Origin of the sequence: Nitrosomonas sp. Nm84 (assembly GCF_003201565.1) — a bacterium.
Classification (GTDB): Bacteria; Pseudomonadota; Gammaproteobacteria; order Burkholderiales; family Nitrosomonadaceae; genus Nitrosomonas.
On record NZ_QJJP01000070.1, the window covers coordinates 1 to 2,749 of the forward strand.

Here is a 2,749-nt window from a genome sequence, read left to right on the forward strand (position 1 = left end):
TAATTTTTCAATCGATTATCACCGTGTTTGACAATTGAGCCAGCTTTCAGTACATTCAAAACTTATGGAAAAGGTGGTTTATTTTTCCTATACCCTCGAGCAGATCGAGCAAACGCTTTTCCTCACGCTCGGTCTGCACAATGCGGGCTTTCTGCTCGGCGAGTTGCGCCTTTGCTTGCGCCAAGGCATTTTGGTAGGGAACGGGATCAATCAGAAACATCGGCTGGCCCGCTTTTACCGCGGCGCCCTCATCGTACAGGCGTCTGAGCAGAATGCCGCCCACCCTCGGCCGTATCTCGACTTCCTTGGCACCTTCGGTTTGCGCAACCGCTTCGGCGCTGATTGGCACGCTGGTAGGCTGCACCTCGATCATACTGACAGGAAGAGCCGTGCCGCCAGCAGGCAACCCGGCAGCCTGATCATTTTTGCCGCACGCCATCAACGCCATGCTTATAATCAGTGCAAGGGATAATTTTGGGCCCATAACCAGTAGTAAATCGTGAACTTTATTCTTGGAATTGACATCTGCCATTTTTTATTTAACTCCAGCGCCTCGCTGATCTGGCGTGTTAAGTGTTTGGTCGGGCTGCCCATTAGCCAGCTCTGCCGGGTCTGACCATCAGAACAAGCTCGGCGACAAGCGCGTACCAACGCTCACATGTTCCTGCTGAACCACCGTGCAAATCGCAGCACTCATCGCTGCTTCGAATTGCGTGAGTGCAGCGGCGATCAAAGTACGGATAGCCCGGTTGTGCACGATCAATAACCGATGCTCGTACAACCATCGCCTGGCACGAACAAGGGGTCTGGGGAGCAATGGAACAGTGAACCGACTTAGGGGGATCAGCTGAGTTCTTGGGCGAGTCCGATGAGAAGCCCTTCAGGCCCGCGGATGTAGCAGAGCCGATACGCGTCTTTATACTGCACTACTCCGCCTAAGAGCTGCACGCCGCGCTTGCGGAGCCTTTTCTTGCCTCACCTTTATAATCAGTAAGCATGCCAAGTACGATGACAACAACACCCATGGCGATATAAAAATTTCTCGCGATATCTTCATTGGCAAAGCCAAAGATAAAGGGTAAAGCAATGAGGGAAGGTCCGACCAGGCGCTCAATCCAACCATGAATGGCAAATGGAATTAGCCTGAATATGCCAAAGGGAAAATCAGAAGTCAGCGTTACTATCAAATGGACTGCAGCCAGACTATAAGCCAGCATGGCCGGCAACTGACTTAATCCTAATAACGCAGGCGCGAGTAAAAAAATAACGACCGTCAGAAAATCAAAATACCCGTGTATACGTGGTGAAATTACTTTCATGATATTCCCCTGTATTAAGTTGTGGTCACTCCATAGTCACCACGTTCAGTACATTAATACGGTTCTATCACTTAGGTCTGTTATCTAAAAAACACTGTCTTAAATTAATGTTTGATGTGGCAAGGGGCTATCTTGCAATTAATGATTGAAACTGTGAAATTACTTGATTTCAAGCTTGATCTGCTTTAGGAAAACCGGACCAGACAGGAAGTGAGTTTTTTCGGCAAACTTGACCTTAAAGGAGGGCTGTTGCCATGAAAAAGAAGCGGTTTTCAGTAGAGCAGATCGTAGCGGTATTGAAGCAATGCCGGTGGCCGATCTGATCCGGCAGGTGGGGATATTCGGAACAGACGTTTTGCCGCTGGAAGAAGCAGGTACGTGGGGATGCAGTCCGGATCAGGTGCGAGAGCTCAAGCAACTGCAGGAAGAGAATGGACGGCTCAAGAAGCTGGTTGCCGAGCTGAGCCTGGACAAGGCAATTCTGCAGGACGTTGCATCAAAAAAGTGGCCCGGCCCGCGCTGAGACGTGCCTGCCGAATTTGCACACCGGGCGAGCCTTCCAAGCCCTACCCCGTTTAGCCAACGCCGAAAACTAACTCTCGGAATGGTCCTGAAAACCCAAGCGGATCAAGCTAATCAAGTATTCACACGGATTATGGTTGCATAAAATCAACCACTTCTAAGCAAATTTGGAATTTGTCGGTTAATCGCCACATCGATAATTAGCGAAGAGCACTTAATGCCGCATCATTTATACAAATCTGGTCACGTGTATAGCCAAGCATTCCACGGTTCCTGAAATCATTCAAAATGGTGCTTACCACCGAACGACTTGCTCCAACCAAATCTGCCACTTCCTGTTGAGTTAAATGAATTTCCAATGCATACCCATGAGTACATCCTATTCCAAACATCTCAGCTAATTCTAATAAAGTAGCTATAACACGCATTTCAACGGGTTGTGTCAGGGTAGTGCGTAGCTTACGCTCGACCTTCTGTTTTCGGGTATATATGTTCTCAAAAACATACCATGCCAGTTCTGGTTGATGAGCCATCATGGCCTTGAAATCGTTGCATGCTATGCTATAGAAATTAACTTCACCCAGTGCTTGAGCAGTTTCTTCTACTTCTTGGGGGATAGAATTATTCTGCAAACAACCAATGACGTCCCCCTTCTCAAAAAGAGCAAGAGTAATTTCAATCCCCTTCTCTGTTAAATGAGAGAGCTTGCCGATACCACTTTTTATCCAGAACAAATCGGAACACCGATCACCCTGGTGGTAAAGGAAAGCTTTATTCGGAATGTTGATTTCCCGAGCAGAAGGGTAATTCCTCAAATCACTCAAGGCCTAGCCCGAGAAGTCGATACTTTGAGAACGAAAACATTCGTTCTCAAAGATCATGTCGACGGCCACACCCCGCGCCCAATT

The 2,749-nt window shown here is 48.0% G+C and carries 3 protein-coding genes and 2 pseudogenes; 1 reads left to right on the forward strand and 4 read right to left on the reverse strand.

Annotation, left to right across the window (positions count from 1 at the left end):
• Positions 1-55: 55 nt before the first annotated feature.
• The 3 genes and pseudogenes from C8R34_RS16045 to C8R34_RS16055 all read right to left on the reverse strand — a co-directional run bounded on the left by C8R34_RS16045 (position 56) and on the right by C8R34_RS16055 (position 1,319).
• Entirely contained in the window at positions 56-532 is a 477-nt protein-coding gene (locus C8R34_RS16045; RefSeq protein WP_107804597.1) for a biotin/lipoyl-binding protein, read from the reverse strand.
• An 11-nt stretch (positions 533-543) separates the two neighbouring features.
• Positions 544-802: pseudogene (locus C8R34_RS17220) on the reverse strand (hypothetical protein); the annotation flags it as partial.
• A gap of 133 nt (positions 803-935) precedes the next feature.
• Entirely contained in the window at positions 936-1,319 is a 384-nt protein-coding gene (locus C8R34_RS16055; protein ID WP_107804598.1) for a hypothetical protein, read from the reverse strand.
• Between the two features lie 254 nt (positions 1,320-1,573).
• On the opposite strand from C8R34_RS16055, the pseudogene C8R34_RS16060 reads away from it, so the two are divergent.
• Positions 1,574-1,847, forward strand: a pseudogene (locus C8R34_RS16060) (transposase); the annotation flags it as partial.
• A 194-nt stretch (positions 1,848-2,041) separates the two neighbouring features.
• Here C8R34_RS16060 and C8R34_RS16065 read toward each other — a convergent pair.
• Positions 2,042-2,665, reverse strand: coding sequence for a Crp/Fnr family transcriptional regulator (locus C8R34_RS16065; protein ID WP_107804599.1), 624 nt, complete (start codon positions 2,663-2,665; stop codon positions 2,042-2,044).
• Positions 2,666-2,749 lie beyond the last annotated feature (84 nt).

Bases quoted from the DNA above. Each gene is read 5' to 3' on its own strand.
- C8R34_RS16055 (WP_107804598.1), bottom strand. From the start codon at position 1,319: ATGAAAGTAATTTCACCACGTATACACGGGTATTTTGATTTTCTGACG.
- C8R34_RS16045 (WP_107804597.1), bottom strand. From the start codon at position 532: ATGGCAGATGTCAATTCCAAGAATAAAGTTCACGATTTACTACTGGTT.